Genomic DNA, 16,636 nt, shown 5'->3' on the forward strand with positions numbered 1-16,636 from the left:
TTCGTGCGGTGGGGCGTTGGGCAGGGGTGGTGGGGTGCGGCCGGGCCGGACGGCTCAGAGGTGGGCGTAGACGTCGTCGAGGGAGATGCCCTTGGCGATCATCATGACCTGGAGGTGGTAGAGGAGCTGCGAGATCTCCTCGGCGGCGGCCTCGTCGGATTCGTACTCCGCGGCCATCCAGACCTCGGCGGCCTCTTCGACGACCTTCTTGCCGATGGTATGCACACCGGCCTGGACCAGCTCGGCGGTACGGGAAGTGGCGGGGTCGCCGGTGGCGGCCTTCTGCTGGAGCTCGGCGAAGAGCTCCTCGAACGTCTTCTTGGACATGGTGATCCCCACCCTACGCGCTGCGGCCTCGGCAGCGTGCAGCGGCTCCGCCGGGTGACGGTGCCGCGTCGGCGGCCGTTCGGCCGTCCGGAGCCGGGCCGCTCAGCGCCAGGGCTCGGAGACGGAGCGCAGGGTGGCGGCGGTGGCGACCGCGGCGGTGACCGCTTCGTGGCCCTTGTCCTCGGTCGATCCGTCGAGGCCGGCCCGGTCCAGGGCTTGCTGCTCGTCGTCGACGGTGAGCACGCCGAAGCCGACCGGGACGCCGGTGTCCACCGCGACCTGGGTCAGGCCCTGGGTGACGCCCTGGCAGACGTAGTCGAAGTGCGGGGTGCCGCCGCGGACGACCACACCGAGGGCGACCACCGCGTCGTAGCCGCGGCCGGCCAGGACCTTGGCGACGACCGGCAGCTCGAAGGCGCCGGGCACCCGCAGCAGCGTCGGCTCGTCGATGCCGAGATCGGCCAGGGCGCGCAGCGCGCCGTCCACGAGCCCGTCCATCACCTTCTCGTGCCACTGCGCGGCGATGACGGCTACCCGCAGGTCGGCACAGTTCTTCACGGTCAGCTCGGGTGCGCCCTTGCCGCTCACGATTCTCCTCCTACGGGTGATGGTGCTGCTGCTCGGTGTGCTGACGGTTCGCCGGTTCCGGGGCCGGTGGCGGCCTGTCCGGTCCGCTGTGTCACTGGTTCTGGCAGGTGGCCGTGGTGCCGGGGTCCAGCCAGGGCAGGTCGTGCCCCATCCGGTCCCGCTTGGTGCGCAGATACCGCAGATTGTGTTCGCCGGCCTGGACGGGCATCGGCTCGCGGCCGGTGACGGTGAGGCCGTGCCGCACCAGGGCGTCGGTCTTGTCGGGGTTGTTGGTCATCAGGCGCAGTGAGCGCACGCCGAGGTCCAGGAGCATCTGGGCGCCCGCCGCGTAGTCACGCGAGTCGGCGGGCAGTCCCAGTTCGAGGTTGGCGTCGAGGGTGTCGCGGCCGCGCTCCTGGAGTTCGTAGGCGCGCAGTTTGGACAGCAGTCCGATGCCGCGCCCTTCGTGGCCGCGGAGGTAGATGACGACGCCGCGGCCTGCCTCGGCGATCCGCCGCAGGGACGCGTCCAGCTGGGGGCCGCAGTCGCAGCGCAGCGAGTGGAAGACGTCGCCGGTCAGGCATTCGGAGTGGACCCGGACCAGGACGTCCTCACCGTCGCCGAGCTCACCGGCGACCAGCGCGATGTGCTCGACGCCGTCGGCGGTGGAGCGGTAGCCGTAGGCGGTGTACTCGCCGTGCGCGGTGGGCAGCCGGGTGCGGGCCTCGCGGCGGACGGCGGGCTCGGGTTCCCGGCGGTAGGCGATCAGGTCCTCGATGGAGATGATGGACAGTCCGTGCTTGCGGGCGAACAGCACGAGTTCGGGCAGCCGCAGCATCGCGCCGTCCTCGCCCGCGATCTCGACGATGGCGGCGGCCGGGCGCAGTCCGGCGAGCCGGGCGAGGTCGACGCCGGCCTCGGTGTGGCCGTTGCGGACCAGGACGCCGCCGGTCTTGGCGCGCAGCGGGAAGACGTGGCCGGGCCGGACGAAGTCGCCCGCGGCGGCGGCGCCGGAGGCGAGCAGCCGCAGGGTGGTGGCGCGGTCGGCGGCGGAGATGCCGGTGCTGACGCCGTGCGCGGCGGCGGCGTCGACGGAGACCGTGAAGGCGGTCCGCATCGACTCGGTGTTGTGCTCGACCATCTGCGGGAGTTCCAGCCGGTCCAGGTCCGGGCCCTCCATGGGGGCGCAGATCAGTCCGCGGCACTCGCTCATCATGAAGGCGACGGCCTCGGGGGTGGCCTTCTCCGCCGCGATGACGAGGTCGCCCTCGTTCTCGCGGTTCTCGTCGTCCACGACGACGACGGGGCGGCCCGCGGCTATGTCGGCGATGGCCCGCTCGACGGGGTCCAGGGCGATGCCGTCGGCGGTTTCGGGGCCCTCGGTGTCCTCGGTGTCGTCCCAGTTCTCCAGTGCGGTCATGCCACAGCTCCTTCCAGGGCGGGACGGCCGCTCGCGCGCGAGCGCAGCCACCAGTCACGCATGCCCCACGCGACGAGGGCGAGATAGACGACGTAGACGAGGCCGGAGAAGGCGAGTCCGCTGCTGAAGGCGAGCGGTACGCCGACGAGGTCGACGAGCAGCCAGGCGAACCAGAACTCGACCAGGCCGCGCGCCTGGGCGACCATCGCGGCCAGGGTGCCGACGAAGATGTAGGCGTCCGGCCAGGGGTTCCAGGAGAGCTGCGGGAGCAGGGTGAACACTCCGCCGACGGCGGCGGTGCCGACCGCCGTGCCGCCCAGCAGCAGACCGCGCTCGCGCCAGGTGGCGAAGCGGACGGCGATGGAGCCGTCCTGGGCCTGCCGGCGGCCGCGCTGCCAGGCGCGCCAGCCCCACACCGCCACCCCGATGATCAGGAGCTGCTTGCCGACGCCGCCGCTGAGGTGGGCGGAGCCGTAGGCGGCGACGAGGATGAGGCCGGAGAGGAACTGGGCCGGCCAGGTCCAGATGGAGCGCCACCAGCCGAGGGCCAGGGCGGCCAGGCCGATGGTGTTGCCGATCATGTCGGACCAGATGATGTGCTGTCCGAAGACCGTGAACGCCTCGGCGTTCAGCCAGGTCAGCGCGGTCACCGGACGATCTCCTGCGGGTCCCGGACGCCGGCGGCGAGCAGCCGCTCCACGTACTTGGCGAGCACGTCGACCTCCAGGTGGACGGGGTCGCCGACCTTCTTGATGCCCAGGGTGGTCAGGGCGAGGGTGGTGGGGATGAGGCTGATGGTGAAGTGGTCGTCCGCGGCGTCGACGACCGTGAGGCTGACGCCGTCGACGGTGATGGAGCCCTTCTCGACGACATAGCGGGCGAGCGGGGCGGGCAGCGAGATCCGGACGACCTCCCACTGCTCACCGGGGATGCGTTCAGTGACGGTGCCGGTGCCGTCCACATGGCCCTGGACGAGGTGTCCGCCGAGCCGGCCGCCGAGCGTCATGGGCCGTTCCAGGTTGACCCGCGAGCCCGGGGCCAGCGCGCCGAGGCTGGAGCGGTGCAGGGTCTCGGCCATCACATCGGCGGTGAACTCGTCGCCGTCGTGGTCCACGACGGTCAGGCAGACGCCGTTGACGGCGATGGAGTCGCCGTGCTTCACGCCCTCGGCGACGACCGGGCCGCGCAGCCGGAGCAGGGCGGCGTGGCCGGGGGCGTCCCCGGCGGTGGCTGAGGGGCTGTCACCGAGATGTTCGACGGCGACGACCTCACCCAGTTCTTCGACGATTCCGGTGAACACTTCAGTTCTCCTCAGGACGGGTGTGACGGACGGGGGTGGCGGTGATGCGCAGATCGGGGCCGAGCCGTGCGGTGTCGGTCACGTCGAGCCGCAGCGCCTGGGCGATGGTGGTGATGCCGGCGTCGCCGAGGGTCACCGGCCCGGAACCGAGCAGTACCGGCGCGAGGTAGCCGATGACCTTGTCGACGGCCTTGGCCGCGAAGAAGGCCCCGGCGAGCGTGGGCCCGCCTTCGAGCAGGACCGAGCGCACCTCGCGCTCGTACAGCGCCTGGAGCAGGGCGGGGATGTGCAGGCCGGGCCCTTCGGCGGCGCGCGGCAGCCGGACGATCGGGGCGAGGCCGTCGAGATGCGCGGCGTCCGCGTCCTCGGCGACCGCGATGAGGGTGGGGGCGGTGCCGTCCAGAACCCGGGCACCGGCCTTGACGGCGGCGGCGCCGGAGTCGACGACGACCCGCAGCGGCTGGCTGACCTCGGTGTCGGCGAGTCCGCTGACCCTGGCGCCGAGCTGCGGATCGTCGGCGCGGGCGGTGCCGGAGCCGACGATGACGGCGTCCGCGGCGGCCCGCAGCCGGTGCACATCGGCGCGCGACTCGGGCGAGGAGATCCAGCGGCTGGTCCCGTCGGCGGCGGCGATCCGGCCGTCGAGCGTGGCGGCGTACTTCCACAGGACGAAGGGGCGCCCGAGCAGGACCGATGTCAGCCAGGCTTCGTTCCCGGCGGCGGCGGTGTCGGCGAGCAGTCCGGCCGCGACGTCGATACCGGCCTCGGCCAGGGTGGCGGCGCCGCCGGTCGCGGTCGGGGTGGGGTCGGGGACGGCGTAGACGACGCGGGCGATCCCCGCGTCGATCAGCGCCTGGGCGCAGGCACCCGTGCGGCCGGTGTGGTTACAGGGCTCCAGGGTGACGACCGCGGTGCCGCCCCTGGCCCGCTCCCCCGCGGCGCGCAGTGCGTGGATCTCGGCGTGCGGTCCGCCCGTGCGCTGGTGCCAGCCCTCGCCCGCCGTACGGCCCGCGGAGTCCAGGACGACACAGCCGACCACGGGGTTGGGGCTGGTGTGCCCGATGCCGCGCGCGGCGAGCTCGACGGCCCGGCTCATCGCGGCGGTCTCGACGGGGGGTGTGGTGGCCACCGGGTCCTCCTGCCTCTCAGGGCACGGACTCCGGGGCTGTCGGAAACGACAGAAGCGGAAACGAGACCACGGGCACACCACAGCCGGAAAGAGAGAGCTCGCCCGGGGAAATAGCCGGACGCGCCGTCGACGGCGGTGTACCGATGCTCGCCCGCCGCGCACTGCCTCCCATCCGGACTTTCACCGTCGGTGCAGGAATTTCACCTGCTCAACCGGCCGCTGGCTGCGGACGGGTCGCGGACTGTTACCGCCGGCTCGGAATTACACCGACCCCGGAGTGCGCTGCTGCTTTTATCTCAGTACGGCTTCAGTCTGCCACGGCTGATCGTCGCCCATGCGGGCGAAGCCTTGTGGGCTGTCTCACAGACCTGGGCCCGGCCGGCCTGTCACACCCGGCGGGCGCGCCGTGTCACAGGGGGAAAGACTCTTCTCACTTTCTCCACCCAAGGAGTGATGCGCGATGGCGACGATTCTGGTGACCGGCGGTACGGGCACGCTCGGACGGGCCCTGGTCGACCGGCTCCTCGGCGACGGCCACGACGTCCGTTCGCTGAGCCGGCGGCCGCACACCGGTATCGGGCGGCCGCGGCTGACGGCGTACGCGGTCGATCTGCGGGACGGCACCGGGCTGGCCACGGCGGTGACGGGCGTGGACGTGATCGTGCACTGCGCCACGGCGCCGGCGGGCGGTGACGAGGAGGCGGCCGGCCGGCTCATCGCGGCGGCGCGGGCGGCGGGCGTCCCCCATCTGGTCTACATCTCCATCGTCGGCGTGGACCGGATCCCGATCGGCTACTACCGCACCAAGCTCGCGGTGGAGCGTGCGGTCGAGACGTCCGGGCTCGGCTGGACGGTGCTGCGCACCACGCAGTTCCACGACCTCGTGCTGCGCTTCGTCAAGGCCGGGGCGCGGCTGCCGGTGCTGCCGGTGCCGTCCGGGGTACGGGTGCAGCCGGTCGACGTGCGGGACGTCGCCGCCCGGCTGGCGGAGCTGGCGGCCGGGGAGCCGGCCGGGCGGGTCGCGGACCTGGGCGGCCCCGAGGCGTACGACGTGCGCGAGCTGGTGCACCGGACACTGCGGGCCGGCGGGCGGCGCCGGCTGCTGGTGCCGCTGCGGCTGCCGGGGGCCGCGTTCGGGGCGCTGTCGCGGGGCGAGAACCTCGCACTCGACCAGGCGGCCGGCCGGTTCGGTTACGGCGACTTCCTGGCGGCGCGGACCGGCGGCGCGACGGACCGCTGAGGGCGGGACCGGCCGGCGGGCGTCAGCGCGCGGGCGCGAACAGCTCGTTCTGCGCGGCGTCCGTCGCGGCGAGCACCGCGCCGTGCAGCACCGCCCGCCCGCCGACCGTGCCCGCGCGTACCTCGGTGGACAGCGGGGAGATCCGCGCGAGGTGTCCGGCCACCCGGGTGGCGAGCGGGTCGCCGCCGCTCCGGCCGATCTCGCCGCCGAGGACGACGCACCCCGGGTCGAGCACGGCGCAGACGGCCGCCACGCCGAGGGCGATCCGGGCGGCCAGCGCGTCGAGGAACGCGTCGCCCCCGGCGCCGGCGGCGACGGCGGCCCGGACGACGGATTCGGCGGGCGGGGCGTCGGCATCGGTGTCGGTGTCGGTGTCAACATCGGCACCGGCATCGGGTGCGGCTCCCGGGGCGGGCGCGCCGGGCCGCAGTCCGTGTACCGCCGCGAGCGCGCAGATCGCGGCGGAGCCGGCCAGGGAGTGGAAGCCGCCGTCGCAGCCGCCGGCCGTGGGGAGCCCGTCGGTGCCGGGGACGGGCAGGAAACCGATCTCGCCGGTGCCGCCGGAGGCACCGCGCCGCAGCCTGCCGTCCAGGACCACCGCGGCGCCGGTGCCGTGCCCCAGCCAGAGCAGGACGAAGGTGTCGCGGTCGGTGGCGGCACCGTCGCGCTGTTCCGCGAGGGCGGCGAGGTTGACCTCGTTCTCCAGCAGCACCGGTGCGGCCGTCCGGTCCTGGAGCGCGCCGACCAGCGCCGCGTGCCAGGCGGGGATCCAGTCGGTGCCGCCGAACCGGCCGGTGGCGGGGTCGACCAGACCGGGAGCGCCGACGGCGATGGCGTGCGGGCGGCCCGCGCCCGCCGCGTCGAGGGCCGTGTCCAGGGCGGCGAGGGCGGTCGCGACGGCCCGGCCGGGCGGGTCGTCGGGGCCGATGGGGACGGCGCGCTCGGCGCGTACCCGGCCGAGGAGGTCGGCGACCGCGACGGTGACGCTGTGGGCGCGCAGATCGAGGCCGACGAGATGGGCCCGGTCCGCGACGATGCCGTACAGCTTGGCATTGGGCCCGCGCCGCTGGGCGCCGCTCTCGCCGACGACGGCGATCAGGCCCGCTGTCTGGAGGCGGTCGACGAGATCCGCGACGGTCGGCCGGGAGAGACCGGTCAGCGAGGTGAGCTGACCGGCCGTCAACGGGCCCTCGGACTGGAGGAGTTGGAGGGCGATGCGGTCGTTGATCAGCCGTGCGGTGCTCGGGGAGGCGGTGCGGCCGGCGGCCGCCGCGCGCAGTGCATGCATGGCCGGATCCTTCCAGACCGTCTCCCTCTTGTCCCTTATTAACAGGAAGGGTTCCTGATAGTTTACCGCCATGGCCGGCCACGGCGTCCCCGACGCGACCCCACCCTCCCCGCAACACCCCGCGAACAGGCTGCGCCGCGCGCGCTGGGCCATCGCTCTCGTCTTCCTCGTCCACGGCGCGGTGACCGGCAATTTCGCCACCCGCATCCCCTGGATCCAGGACCACACCGGCATCACCGCGGGCCAGCTGGGCCTGGCCCTCGCCTTCCCCGCGATCGGCGCGTCCCTGGCCATGCCCCTCGCCGGCCGGATCAGCCACCGCTTCGGCGCCCGCACCGCACTGCGCGGGCTCCTCGCGCTCTGGACGCTGGCGCTGGCCCTGCCCGCCCTCTCCCCCAGCCTGTACGCGCTCTGCCCGGCGCTGCTGGCGTACGGCGCGAGCGCCGGTATGTCGGATGTGGCGATGAACGCGCTGGGGGTGGAGACCGAGGACCGGCTCGGCAAGCCGATCATGTCGGGGCTGCACGGCATGTGGAGCGTGGGCGCCCTGCTCGGCTCGGCGGCCGGCACCGTCGCGGCGCACGCCGGGGCGGACGCCCGGCTCCATCTGGCCGGCGCCGCGCTCGTGCTGACGGTCCTCGGCGCGCTCGCCTGCCAGGGCGTACTGGACCTGCGCCGCGCCCCCGACGAGCACCCGCCGCCACGCTTCACCCTGCCGCCGAAGTCCGCGCTGGTCATCGGGGCGATCGGGTTCTGCGCGGTCTTCGCGGAGGGCGCCAGCCTGGACTGGTCGGCGGTCTACCTCCGCGACGAACTGGGTACCGACGCGGGCCTGGCGGCCGCCTCGACCACCGCCTTCGCCTGCACGATGGCCCTCGCCCGGCTGGCCGGTGACAAGGTGGTGGCCCGTTTCGGCGCGGTGCGCACCGTACGGACCAGCGGGGTGCTGGCGACCGCCGGCGGCGTACTGATCGTGACGGCGCCGCACCCGGTGGCGGCGATGGGCGGGTTCGCCCTGGTGGGGCTGGGCATCGCGGTCGTGGTGCCGCTGGCCTTCGCGGCCGCCGCGCGCAGCGGTCCGGCCCCCAGCCAGGCCATCGCGGGCGTCGCCACGATCACCTACGCCTCCGGTCTGATCGCGCCCTCCGCGATCGGCGGGATAGCCCAGGCGACCTCGCTGACCATGTCGTTCGTGATGGTCACGGTGCTGGCCTGCGGGCTGATCGCCGGCGCCCGGGTGCTGCGGATGCCGGGGCGTACGGCGGCGGCGTCCGGTGAGGCCGCCGAGCTGAAGCCCGGGTGACCCCCCGAAACCCTTGCGACCACCGGCCGGGAGCCCTTCTGATCACCGGCCGCCCGGCCAAGGCCGGGCCGGGGGCCGGTTCCGCACCGCCCCCGGCCGCCCGTGCTCAGGCCGCGTCCGCCTCCGTCGCCTCCTGCGGGCGCAGCAGCGCCGCCGCTGTCGCGCGGGCCCGGTCGGACCAGGGGGTGGGCCGCAGGGCCTGCGGATCGACCCGGACGAGCACCCGGTGGCCCCGGGCATAGGTCTCGGCGCCGTCGGCGGAGCAGAGCCGGAAGCCGTAGGTGAGGCCGGTGCGGCCGAGGCGTTCGATCCACAGGTGGGCGGCGTAGTGGCCGGGGCGGGTGACCGGCTGCTCGTAGGAGACCCGCACCTCCTTGATGACGTTGCACATGTCCCCCGCGGCGGCCCAGTCGCCGTCGAAGCCGTAACCGTGGTCGTGCCAGTAGGTGGTCCAGGCGCGTTCGACCAGCAGCGGGTAGCGGGCGTTGTGGAGCATGCCGAGCGCGTCGAGGTCGTCGAAGTGGACGGTGACGGGGACCAGTTCTCCGTACGGGACGGGGTGGACGGGCCGGCGGGGTTCGACGCTCACGGGTGGTGCTCCTGAAGTTCTTGGTGCGATAGGTGCCCTCGGCGGTGCCGCTGTCGCGACCGGGGCGCCGCCGTCACGGGTCGGCCCCATCGTAAAGCGGCTGCTTAGAATGCTTCGTCCGCCGTGACGAGTGACCGAGGACATAGACCTTGGACCGTTACTTACCAGGACAAAGCGGAATTACCCCGCACTAACATTGCCCGGTCATCACCGTGCGAAGAAGTGGAGCAGTCATGGGTCTCGGCGTGCGCTGGACCGTGCATGGCGACGGTCGCAACCCCGCCCCGGGAGCCGTGGTCAGACCGGACGAGCGGCTGTCGTGGCCGCGCACCGCGGGCCTGGGCGCGCAGCACGTGGTCGCGATGTTCGGCGCGAGTTTCGTCGCACCGGTCCTGATGGGACTCGACCCCAACCTCGCGATCATGATGTCCGGTGTCGCGACGGTCATCTTCCTGCTGGCCACCCGCGGCCGGGTGCCCTCCTATCTGGGCTGTTCGCTCTCCTTCGTCGGCGTCGCCGCCGTCATCCGGGCACAGGGCGGCACCAGTGCGACCGTGACCGGCGCGGTCCTGGTCGTCGGCGTCGCGCTCTTCCTCGTGGGGGTCGCGGTCCAGCGCTTCGGCGCGCGGATCATCCACGCCGCGATGCCGCCGGTGGTGACCGGTGCGGTGGTGATGCTGATCGGCTTCAACCTGGCACCCGTGACGGCGCGTACGTACTGGCCGCAGGACCAGTGGGTGGCGCTGCTGACGATGCTCTTCACCGGGCTCGCCGTGGTCTGTCTGCGCGGCTTCTGGTCCCGGATCGCGATCTTCCTCGGCCTGGTCTTCGGGTACGGCATCTCCTGGGTCTTCGACCGGGCCTTCGGCATGATCCATTCGGTCAACGGCGCCGGGCAGCTCGTCGACCACTGGCGGCTGGACTTCTCCGCGGTCGGCTCGGCGAACTGGATCGGCCTGCCGTCCTTCCACGGCCCCAGCTTCCAGTGGTCGGCGATCCTGGTCGCGCTCCCCGTCGTGATCGCGCTGGTCGCGGAGAACGCCGGACACGTCAAGGCGGTCGGCGAGATGACCGGTGACCCGCTGGACGACAAGCTCGGCACCGCGATCTCCGCGGACGGCGCGGCCTCCGTGCTCTCCACCGCACTGGGCGGCCCGCCCAACACCACCTACTCCGAGAACATCGGCGTGATGGCGGCGACCCGGGTCTACTCCACCGCGGCCTACTGGGCGGCGGCCGGTTTCGCCCTGCTGTTCGGCCTGTGCCCGAAGTTCGGCGCGGTGGTGGCCGCGATCCCCGGGGGCGTCCTGGGCGGTATCACCGTCATCCTGTACGGCATGATCGGCCTGCTCGGCGCCCAGATCTGGGTGCACAACAAGGTGGACCTGCGCAATCCGCTCAACCTCGTACCGGTCGCCGCGGGCGTCATCATCGGCGTCGGCGGCGTCGGCCTCAAGATCAGCGACAACTTCGAGCTGAGCGGTATCGCGCTGGGCACGATCGTGGTGCTCTCCGGCTACCACGTCCTGCGGGCGATGGCCCCCGCCCACCTCAAGGAGCAGCCGCCGCTGCTGGACGAGGGCACCTCCTCGTACGACAGCCCGGACGGCGACCGGCCCCCGGGCACCGACCGGGCCTGACCTCCGGCCCCGAGGCCGTTCCCGGTCTCCGGGGCGGCCCGGGACATCACAAGCGGGCGCGCCGGTGGTTACCCCGATCCGGTCAACACCCCCTGGCGGGCGACGGGACGGACGCTCCGGGTGTCACGCTGAGTCGATGACGATCACTCAGCGGTACGGCGGGCCCGGCCGGCCGGACACGACCGGGCGGGCCGCGCGCCGGCCCGCCGACGGCACGGCACCCGCGGCCACGGACCCGGCGGGCGGCGGCGTGGCAGGGGTGCTGGCGCGGATGCGGGCGCTGGAGGCCGCACTGCCCGCGCGGGACGGTGTGGCCGTCTTCAACCACGTCTACCTGACCGTCACCGAGACGGTGGCGCGGCGTCTGGGGGACGGCGCGTTCGAGGATCCGGTGGCCGCCGGCGAGCTGGATGTCCGGTTCGCACGGCGCTACTTCGCCGCGGTGGACGCCGAGGCCGCGGGGCTGCGGCCACCGGCCTGCTGGCGGCCGCTCTTCCAGCTCCGCGGCCACCCGGGTATCCGTCCGCTCCAGTTCGCGCTGGCCGGTATCAACGCGCACATCGGGCACGACCTGGCACTCGCGGTGGTGGACACCTGCCATGCGCTGGACTGCGAACCGCCCGCGCTTCAGGAGGACTTCGACCGGATCGGGGCCGTGCTGACGAGTCTGGAGGAGCGGATCCGGGAGAGCCTGATGCCCGGTCCCGACCTGCTGGAGCTCGCCGATCCGCTCACCCATCTCGCCGGCTGCTGGAGCCTGGAGATGGCCCGGGACGGCGCCTGGGCCGCGGCCCGGATGCTGTGGGGCGCGCGCCGACTGCCCGAAGCGGCCCAGGAGTTCGCCGCGCGGCTGGACGCGGGCGTCGGCCTGATCGGCCGGTGTCTGCTCACCCCCTTGACCTGACCCGCCGCCCCGGGGCGCGACCGGCCGACGCCCACCACGTGGATTCCCCTCCGCAGCCGGCGGCCGTAGGGTGCGTCCCATGACGATACGGCTGGGACTGGGGCTCCCCCAGATGGCGCAGTACGACCTGGGACACGCGGTGCCGGAGGTCGCCCGCGCGGCGGAACGTATCGGGTACGACAGCGTATGGGTCTTCGAGCGGACGGTGCTGCCCCGCGAACCCCTGGAGGGCCTGTACGGCATCGACGGCGTGCCCTGGCCCGACCTCTACCGCGCGTGCGCCGACCCGCTGGTCACGCTCACCCTGGCCGCCGCCGTCACGGACCGGGTCCGGCTGGGCAGCAGCGTGCTGGTCTCGGGGCTGCACGCGCCGTTCCCGTTCGCCCGCACGCTGGCGACGCTCGACGCGGCCAGCGGCGGCCGGGTGCTGGCGGGGCTGGGCACCGGCTGGTCGCGGGACGAGTACCGCGCGGCCGGGGTCACCGACTTCGCCGACCGCGGCGCCCAGTTGGACGAGCTGCTGGACGTCTGCGCGGCGGTCTGGGGCCCCGATCCGGTGTCGTACCGCGGCACCTACACCGAGATCGCGCCGGCCTCGGTCGGCCCCAAGCCCGCCCGACCGATCCCGGTCTATCTGGCCGGGGCCGGCGGCCGGGCCCTGGAGCGGGTGGCGCGCCGCGCCGACGGCTGGCTCCCGGCCCACCTGACCGGAGACCGGCTCCGCACGCAACTGGCGCGGCTGACGGCGGCGGCGGAGCGGCACGGCCGGGCGGCCGGAGCGCTCGACGTCTGCCTGCGGGTCGGCGCGGAGCCGACCGGGAAGCCGCTGCCGGGCCGGGACCGGCCCCCGTACCGCGGCAGCCACGACCAGATCGTCGAGGACCTGGCGGGGGCCGCCGCGGCGGGCGCGCACGAGGTGCTGCTGGACGTGCAGACGCACTGCCGGGACACGGCGGAACTGACCGACCGGGCCGCCGGGCTGTACGCCGCGGTGCGCGCGGCGGGGCTGTAGGTGTGCACGGCAGAGGTCAGGGTCCGGCTCTCGTAGGCCCCGCCCTGCGCACCAGGCTCGAACCGGGTGCCGGGCGGACTCAGCGGGGCGGATGCGAGGGGGTCACCCGGTGTGCGGAGGCGAGAGGGAGGAGCAACTCGGTCGTCATGCCGATCGGGGCGCCGTCCCGCGGGCTCGTGACGTAGTGCTCCACGACCGGGTCGTCGGAGAGCCGACGGCCGGCGTGCGGAACCCAGCACCCGAAGAGCCAGGCGTAGGTGTCGGGCATGTCCGCGTAGGCGCCGACATGCGTGAGTACGGCATAGGGGCCGGTCCGCAGGGTGAAATACTCGACGTCGACCGCGTCGGGGGACAGTGGTCCGAGCTCGCCGGCGAGTCCGGGCGGCCGGGTCACACAGGCCAGCGCCTCCAGGTCTGCCTCTGCGGTCTGCGTCGGATCCGAGAGGAACACGCCGTACATCTCCTGGTCCGCCAGGTCGTAGCCGTGGGCCCCCAGCCAGATGCGCAGGTCGTGGAACGTCCGGTCGATTTGTAGATACGACCCGTGGTGGCGCACGGCGACACAGTCGATCGGCGGCAGCGTCCGTATCTCCACATCGAAGGACTCGGGGTCCCGGTGCACGCGGGCCGAGCGGAGATCGATGTGCTTGCCGTGGTCGCGGTACCAGGCCGGGGTGGTCCCCGTTCCCGCCCTGAACGCCCGGGTGAAGGACGACAGGTCCGGGTAGCCGCACTCGACCGCGATCCGGCGGATGGGCATCGTGCCCGAGACCAGCAGCGACACCGCCCGCTGGAGACGCACCCTCTTGACGAGAGCGGGCAGGGATTCACCGAACGCCGATACGAAGATCCGGTGCCAGTGCCTCGGGGAAAAACCGGCTACCTCGGCGAGCCTGACCAGGTCCAGGGGCTCGTCCAAGTGGTCGTAAATGTGGGTGAGGACCGCATCGAACCGGTCTTCGTACTCGATCCACGTGCGCACCTGGGTCATCGCCGCCCCCAGCCACTTGTGTCCGTCTGCGCCAGGGCACCTCACCGACCACGGTAACTCAGCGCGAGTTCGATCATGATCCGAAGCTCGGCGAGCGGCAGCGGGGCCCCGGGACCGAGGAGCACCGCCCGGCGGCCGCTGAACTCCATATGCCCGGCGACACTGCGGAAATCTTGAATGAGCGACGTCCGGCAGTGGACCAACAGGGCGGGCGTCCCCGGGCCGTGCTCGCCGAGCCGGACGGCCGTGCCGACACCGTCGCGCAGCGGACGATAGGCCGGCTGGCCCCACGCCAGGTACTCGCGCACACCGCCCGTCCCGGGGAGCTCCGCCGCGACCGTGAAGATCAGCTCGCGCACCGAGAGCAGTACGCCGCGCGCGGGAGCGCCGATTCCGTCGAACGCCGCTGCCACCTCGGGGCTGAGGGCAGGGACGTCGCCACGGACGCTCATCGGGGCGCCGTCCCCTCCGCCGCGCCCGGGCGGTTCACCGTCTTCATGTCAGCGCACACCGAGGTTGACGGAAGCCGAGCCGTCGGCCCCGTACCGCTCGTACTCGCAGAGGAACGTCTTGCGCGCATCGTCGTAGGACCAGGCCGCCTGCCACGCTTCGAGAACGCGCGAAGGGTCGCCGTCGGGAACGGAGAACCCGACCCGCTCCGAAGCGGGCACCGAGACCATCGTCATGGACTCCGGGATCACCGTCGACGGATCGACGGCCACTCCGATGAGGAACGTGAACCACCCCTCTCTGCTGCGGCCTGCGCGCTCAAGGTGCGTGTAGACGGCGTAGACGTCGTCGGTGCGGCGTCCCGGCACACGGGTGAGCGCGTCATCGGCCATGACCTTCTTCCACAGCGCCGGGATGTCGCCGGCCGACGCGTCGCCATGGGTGCGGATGCCGTATCCGAGGACGGTGAACGGATCTGCGCGAAACTGCCGAGGAGCGATCATCATGGCTTCACCGTAGAGGGACCGCTCTGTGCAATACGTGCCATGCGGGGCAGCACACCGCGGGAGCGGCCCAAGAGGCTGGTGTGTGCCCGCTCCGGCCTGGCGCCGGGGCTCCGGCACCTGGGCGGGCGGCGGGACCCCCGTACCCGCCGCCCGCCGTCCCCGGCCGGACCGGCCCGCCGGTCAGTCCTCCGGGAGTACGACCGGCGCGATCTCGTCGTAGACGTCCCCGGGGCCCGGGTTGGACGCGTCGGTGCCGCCGCCGAAGTGGTGCATCACGCCCCACACCGCGTTCAGCGCGGTCTGGACGGCGCCCTCGGCCCAGCCCGCCGTCCACGAGATGTCATCGCCCGCGAGGAAGATGCCGCGCTTGTCCGCGGGCAGCCGGTCCTGCATGAAGTGGGTGAACAGCCGCCGCTGGTAGCGGTAGTGGCCGGGCAGGTTGGCCTTGAAGGCGCCCATGAAGTAGGGCTCGTTCTCCCAGGAGACGGTGACCGGGTTGCCGATGATGTGGGACCGGATGTCGACGTCGGGGTAGATCTCCGAGAGCGACTTCAGCATCACCTCCATCCGTTCGCCCGCGTTCAGCGGCAGCCACTTGAGGCTGTCGTCGCACCAGGTGTAGGAGAGGCAGATGACGGCGGGCCGGTCCGGGCCGTTGTCGAGGAGGTACGTACCGCGGGTCATCCGGTCGGTGAGCGTCATGCTCATCGCGTCCCGGCCGGTCCGCTCGTCGGTGTCCCGCCAGAACGGCCGGTCGACGGGGACGAACAGCTTGGACGACTCCATGTAGTGGGTGCGCTCCATCGCCGTCCAGTGGTCGATGGGGAACAGCGCCTCGTCACAGGCGATCTTGCTCAGCAGCATCCAGGACTGCGCGGTGAAGACGGCCGCCTCGTACGTGCGGATGTCACCGGCCGCGTCGGTGACCGTGACGCGGTTGCCCGCGGTGCGGTTCAGCCGGGTCACCGCGGGGCGCGGCGCACCGTCGTGCAGCGTGGCGAGCGAGGTGCCCTGGGCCCAGTGGACGATCTTCTCCGGGGCCCGTTCCCACAGGCGCAGCGGCAGTTGCTGGCTGCCGCCGACGATGCCGCGGTGGTGGTCGTCGGCCTCGGTGTAGACGACGCGCAGGATCTCCAGGATGGAGTTGGGGAAGTCGGTGTCCCAGCCGCCGGTGCCGAAGCCGACCTGGCCGAAGATCTCCCGGTGCCGGAAGGACGAGAAGGCGCTGGAGTCGCAGAGGAAGCCGTAGAAGGTCTGGTTGTCGAGCTTCTCGACGAGCCGGGCCCAGATCTCGCGGATACGCGGTACGTCCCGTTCGCGGAGCGCGCGGTTCATGGCGGAGAAGTCCGCGCCCTCCTCCAGGCAGGCGTTCCAGGCGTCCATGACCTGGCGGAAGACCTCGGGGAGGTCGTCCACGGTGCGCGCGTAATGCGTCTCGCCCTTGAGGTCGACGACGGTGGAGGGGGTGGCGGCGGCCAGCGGGTTGGGGAACGGCTCGGTGCCCAGACCCACCAGGTCGATGTAGTGCTGGAGCGCTGTCGAGCTGGGCGGGAAGCGCATCGCGCCCATCTCGGCGGTCAGCGAGGGATCGCAGCCGTCGAAGCCGACGGTGCGCAGCCGGCCGCCGATCCGGTCCGCCTCGTAGACGACGGGTTTGAGGCCCATCTTCATCAGCTCGTAGGCGGTGATGATGCCGGAGAGGCCGCCGCCGATGACCGCGACCTCCTTGCCGTGTTCGACCGCCGGGACCTGGCCCAGACCCGCCGGGTGGGCGAGGAAGTCGTCGTAGGCGTACGGGAAGTCCGGGCCGAACATGGTGATCGGCGGCTGGGCATCCGCGTGGTGGGCGGCGGTGGGCACCGTGGACGTCATCGGGTACGGACTCCTTGCGGGCGGGCGGCCGGCGGGCTGCGCGGGGCACCGGGTGGTTCAGGGCAGGGCAGGCCGGGACCATCGGGTCCACGGCACGT

At 73.0% G+C, this 16,636-nt stretch carries 17 protein-coding genes and 1 riboswitch; of the genes, 5 read left to right on the forward strand and 12 right to left on the reverse strand.

All coding sequences use genetic code 11. The features are described from left to right. Positions 1-54: 54 nt before the first annotated feature. The 6 genes from ACLJWH_RS18400 to ribD all read right to left on the reverse strand — a co-directional run bounded on the left by ACLJWH_RS18400 (position 55) and on the right by ribD (position 4,710). Positions 55-339 (reverse strand): phosphoribosyl-ATP diphosphatase, encoded by a 285-nt coding sequence (locus tag ACLJWH_RS18400; protein ID WP_411142807.1) that lies wholly within the window; start codon positions 337-339, stop codon positions 55-57. Positions 340-429: 90 nt separating this feature from the next. Next, positions 430-915 carry a 6,7-dimethyl-8-ribityllumazine synthase gene (gene ribH / locus ACLJWH_RS18405; protein WP_411142808.1) on the reverse strand — a complete coding sequence of 162 codons (486 nt, stop codon included), beginning with the start codon at positions 913-915 and terminating at the stop codon, positions 430-432. Positions 916-1,006: 91 nt separating this feature from the next. After that, on the reverse strand, positions 1,007-2,314 hold the full coding sequence (locus tag ACLJWH_RS18410; protein ID WP_411142809.1) for a bifunctional 3,4-dihydroxy-2-butanone-4-phosphate synthase/GTP cyclohydrolase II: 1,308 nt from the start codon (positions 2,312-2,314) through the stop codon (positions 1,007-1,009). Beyond that, positions 2,311-2,964 (reverse strand): nicotinamide riboside transporter PnuC, encoded by a 654-nt coding sequence (locus ACLJWH_RS18415; RefSeq protein ID WP_411142810.1) that lies wholly within the window; start codon positions 2,962-2,964, stop codon positions 2,311-2,313. The genes ACLJWH_RS18410 and ACLJWH_RS18415 overlap by 4 nt, the downstream gene beginning before the upstream one ends. Beyond that, positions 2,961-3,614, reverse strand: a complete 654-nt coding sequence (locus ACLJWH_RS18420; RefSeq protein ID WP_411142811.1) for a riboflavin synthase — start codon at positions 3,612-3,614, stop codon at positions 2,961-2,963. The genes ACLJWH_RS18415 and ACLJWH_RS18420 overlap by 4 nt, the downstream gene beginning before the upstream one ends. 1 nt (position 3,615) lies before the next feature. Then, positions 3,616-4,710 carry a bifunctional diaminohydroxyphosphoribosylaminopyrimidine deaminase/5-amino-6-(5-phosphoribosylamino)uracil reductase RibD gene (gene ribD / locus ACLJWH_RS18425; protein ID WP_411142959.1) on the reverse strand — a complete coding sequence of 365 codons (1,095 nt, stop codon included), beginning with the start codon at positions 4,708-4,710 and terminating at the stop codon, positions 3,616-3,618. A gap of 187 nt (positions 4,711-4,897) precedes the next feature. Continuing rightward, a riboswitch (FMN riboswitch) is annotated at positions 4,898-5,028 on the reverse strand. 175 nt (positions 5,029-5,203) lie between these two features. Here ribD and ACLJWH_RS18430 point away from each other — a divergent pair. Continuing rightward, on the forward strand, positions 5,204-5,983 hold the full coding sequence (locus ACLJWH_RS18430; RefSeq protein ID WP_411142812.1) for an SDR family oxidoreductase: 780 nt from the start codon (positions 5,204-5,206) through the stop codon (positions 5,981-5,983). A 22-nt stretch (positions 5,984-6,005) separates the two neighbouring features. Here the strand turns inward: ACLJWH_RS18430 and ACLJWH_RS18435 are convergent, their stop codons facing one another. Beyond that, complete coding sequence (locus tag ACLJWH_RS18435; RefSeq protein ID WP_411142813.1) at positions 6,006-7,271, reverse strand: ROK family transcriptional regulator; 1,266 nt, start codon at positions 7,269-7,271, stop codon at positions 6,006-6,008. 70 nt (positions 7,272-7,341) lie between these two features. Between ACLJWH_RS18435 and ACLJWH_RS18440 the strand changes: the two genes are divergently transcribed. After that, positions 7,342-8,574: an MFS transporter gene (locus tag ACLJWH_RS18440; RefSeq protein WP_411142814.1), complete on the forward strand. Its 1,233-nt coding sequence runs from the start codon at positions 7,342-7,344 to the stop codon at positions 8,572-8,574. Between the two features lie 106 nt (positions 8,575-8,680). Here the strand turns inward: ACLJWH_RS18440 and ACLJWH_RS18445 are convergent, their stop codons facing one another. Next, entirely contained in the window at positions 8,681-9,163 is a 483-nt protein-coding gene (locus ACLJWH_RS18445) for an acyl-CoA thioesterase (protein WP_411142815.1), read from the reverse strand. A gap of 233 nt (positions 9,164-9,396) precedes the next feature. Between ACLJWH_RS18445 and ACLJWH_RS18450 the strand changes: the two genes are divergently transcribed. From ACLJWH_RS18450 to ACLJWH_RS18460, 3 genes are all read left to right on the forward strand, one after another. Then, entirely contained in the window at positions 9,397-10,803 is a 1,407-nt protein-coding gene (locus tag ACLJWH_RS18450) for a uracil-xanthine permease family protein (RefSeq protein ID WP_411142816.1), read from the forward strand. A gap of 271 nt (positions 10,804-11,074) precedes the next feature. Beyond that, positions 11,075-11,707, forward strand: coding sequence for a DUF5995 family protein (locus ACLJWH_RS18455; RefSeq protein ID WP_411142960.1), 633 nt, complete (start codon positions 11,075-11,077; stop codon positions 11,705-11,707). Positions 11,708-11,786: 79 nt separating this feature from the next. Next, positions 11,787-12,719, forward strand: a complete 933-nt coding sequence (locus tag ACLJWH_RS18460; RefSeq protein WP_411142817.1) for a TIGR03619 family F420-dependent LLM class oxidoreductase — start codon at positions 11,787-11,789, stop codon at positions 12,717-12,719. A gap of 79 nt (positions 12,720-12,798) precedes the next feature. On the opposite strand, the gene ACLJWH_RS18465 is transcribed toward ACLJWH_RS18460, so the two are convergent. The 4 genes from ACLJWH_RS18465 to ACLJWH_RS18480 all read right to left on the reverse strand — a co-directional run bounded on the left by ACLJWH_RS18465 (position 12,799) and on the right by ACLJWH_RS18480 (position 16,538). Continuing rightward, a complete protein-coding gene (locus tag ACLJWH_RS18465; RefSeq protein WP_411142818.1) occupies positions 12,799-13,710 on the reverse strand; it encodes a GyrI-like domain-containing protein in 912 nt (303 codons plus the stop codon). Between the two features lie 41 nt (positions 13,711-13,751). Next, positions 13,752-14,162, reverse strand: coding sequence for a hypothetical protein (locus tag ACLJWH_RS18470; RefSeq protein ID WP_411142819.1), 411 nt, complete (start codon positions 14,160-14,162; stop codon positions 13,752-13,754). Between the two features lie 48 nt (positions 14,163-14,210). Beyond that, positions 14,211-14,666, reverse strand: a complete 456-nt coding sequence (locus ACLJWH_RS18475; RefSeq protein ID WP_411142820.1) for a GyrI-like domain-containing protein — start codon at positions 14,664-14,666, stop codon at positions 14,211-14,213. A 180-nt stretch (positions 14,667-14,846) separates the two neighbouring features. Then, positions 14,847-16,538: a flavin monoamine oxidase family protein gene (locus ACLJWH_RS18480; protein WP_411142821.1), complete on the reverse strand. Its 1,692-nt coding sequence runs from the start codon at positions 16,536-16,538 to the stop codon at positions 14,847-14,849. Positions 16,539-16,636: the final 98 nt, after the last annotated feature.

It is taken from the genome of Streptomyces sp. x-80 (genome assembly GCF_046549095.1).
Classification (GTDB): domain Bacteria; phylum Actinomycetota; class Actinomycetes; order Streptomycetales; family Streptomycetaceae; genus Streptomyces; species Streptomyces celluloflavus.